Origin of the sequence: Streptomyces sp. W16 (assembly GCF_033194735.1) — a bacterium.
Lineage (GTDB): Bacteria > Actinomycetota > Actinomycetes > Streptomycetales > Streptomycetaceae > Streptomyces.
This window is the reverse complement of record NZ_JAWOAI010001089.1, coordinates 1-1,329: the sequence shown is the minus strand read 5'-3', so window position 1 is coordinate 1,329 and position 1,329 is coordinate 1. Positions and strand designations below refer to the sequence as shown.

Sequence of the window (1,329 nt, the reverse complement as noted above, 5' to 3'; positions counted from 1 at the left end):
CGGTCGCGTGCGGGGTCGCGGGCAACGGCCGCTCGTCGTCGAACCAGCGGGTCAGCAGCGGCTGTACGGCGGTGGGGTCGGCGGCGAGCAACTCGGCGGCGGCGTCGAGGAATCGGGGCCCGCCGCCGTCCTGCGGGGCACCGTCGGCGAGCACCAGCCGCCGCAGCAACTCGAACCGCTCGGCCTCCGGCAGCGCCAGCGCGGTCCAGAATTCCGGCGCGAACTCCGCCGGTACGTCGTCGTGTTGCTGCCGTCGTCCCACCAACTGGTCGGCGAGCAGCCGCAGTACTCCGCTGTACGGCGTCGCGTCGGGCACCCGTACCAGCACCTCGGCGAGCAGTCGCGCGGCCCACCAGGAGTGCGGGTCCGCGTCCAGAGCCTGCGCCAACTCCCCCAGCCGTAGGGCGAGTTGACCGGTGCCGTGCTCGCGGGCGAGGAGCAGCAGGGCCTGTACGACGGGGCCGATACGGTGGTGCGGGACGGGGAGGGGATGCCCGGTCCGCTGGGTGCGCGGGCGGTACACCAGGGCGCGCAGTGCCTCGTCGAGATCGAGATGCGTGCCCTGGATCCAGTCGGCCAACTCCTCGTGGGCGAAGCGGTATCCGCTGCCGGCCGGCACGAGAAGCCCCTCGGTGAGAACGGCGGACGCCCACCCGGTACCGCCGCCGAGCCGCGCCGGTGCGGGACCCCAGGGGAACACCGCCTCGAACGCCTCCCGGCCCAACTCCCCCTGCCCCGGCCCGAGACTGCGCCGCGCCGCTTCGTGCACCTGTCCGGACACCTTGGCGGCGAGCCGTCGTACGGCGGTGCCGCGCAGGCCGTTCTCGGCGGCGAGGCGGACGGCGATGCGGAGGCACATGAGGTCGAGGTAGGCCGAGAACACGTCGTCGCGGTGGAGTTGGGCGGCGGGGGCCGCGGGCAGTGCGGCGAGCACCTCGGAGAGCAGCCGGAGGGTGAGGGGGTGCCGGGCGTCGGGGTCGGCGAGGAGGTCCTCCGGGACGGTGTAGGCTGCGCGGGCTCGGCGGGCTTCGTCGGGCTGCAGATCACCGAGGCGCACGCAACTCTCCGAGGCATCCCCGCCGTACAGCAACTCCCTTGGAAATCCCGCTCCTTCCCAGTACTCCGCCCGGCATCCCACCACCAGCCGCGCCCCGCTCTCCCGCAGCCACTCCCCCGTCCCCCGGGTCCACGCGTCCAGCCGGTGGGCCAGCACGGGCGGCATCTCCTCGGGCCCGTCGAGAAGCAGCAGCAAGGGCCTCCCGGCGTCGCCCGCGACCCGCGCCAGCCGCTCGGGGCCGACGTCGCCGAGGCCGCCGGGCAGGGCGACGG

General features: G+C 74.8%; 1 pseudogene. It reads right to left on the bottom strand.

The annotated features are described in order from the left end of the window. Positions 1 to 1,329, bottom strand: a pseudogene (locus tag R6V09_RS53330) (serine protease); the annotation flags it as partial.